Annotated in this window: 1 protein-coding gene; it reads right to left on the bottom strand. The window is 54.2% G+C overall.

Translation table 11 applies throughout. From position 1 onward, the window contains the following. Positions 1 to 179: 179 nt before the first annotated feature. The gene (locus tag VI01_RS24450) at positions 180 to 362 is read right to left on the bottom strand and encodes a general stress protein (protein WP_045816983.1); all 183 of its coding nucleotides are present in this window, start codon (positions 360 to 362) and stop codon (positions 180 to 182) included. Positions 363 to 638: the final 276 nt, after the last annotated feature.

Raw genomic sequence — 638 nt, 5'->3', positions numbered from 1 at the left:
AATATGGATGATAAGCCTGCAGGTATTGGCCATGAATATGCGCCACATATCAGAAAAATCAGGGGGTAGGTTTCGTTGATTATTCGACTTCAACCTCAGAGATAATTTGGAAATGCATATTTCCAAATTAAGCGCGCCGGGATAAAATTTACTTCCGGCGCGCGTCCGGGTGGTTTTATTTAAACTTCGGGTTTTGGGCTCCGCCGGCTGATAAGTCCGCCTTTACGACCGGCCTCGCGCGCGCGATCGGGACAGTTTTTGAAGTTACCGCCACTGGCGGCGCCGCCTTTGCTGCCCGCCTCAGAGGCGCGCGCCGGGTCGGCCGCGAAGTTTCCGGCACCACCGCGTCTTGCTGTTGTCATGATGTCTTCCTCAGTTAAAAGATGTCCTGTATTTCAGACGGTTATAGTGTGGCATGTCTGTACAGAACTGCCTGTCTTCAGGACACTTTATTTCAGGGGTATGACGGCGGACACGCATTACTGGGTGGCAGAACCTGAAATGCGGGCCCGCTGGACCTCACGCTTGCGACTTGAGCGATATGCGCCAGGCTGTGTGTGCGAAACGGCGCGTGACATCCCTCCGGTGGAGAGTTGTTCTGCAGGCGCGCCGTGCCGCATTCGTATTACTTCTGCACA

The sequence above is a fragment of the Pantoea sp. SM3 genome (genome assembly GCF_000963995.1).
Lineage (GTDB): Bacteria > Pseudomonadota > Gammaproteobacteria > Enterobacterales > Enterobacteriaceae > Pantoea > Pantoea rwandensis_B.
This window is presented reverse-complemented; position numbering and strand designations above follow the sequence as displayed.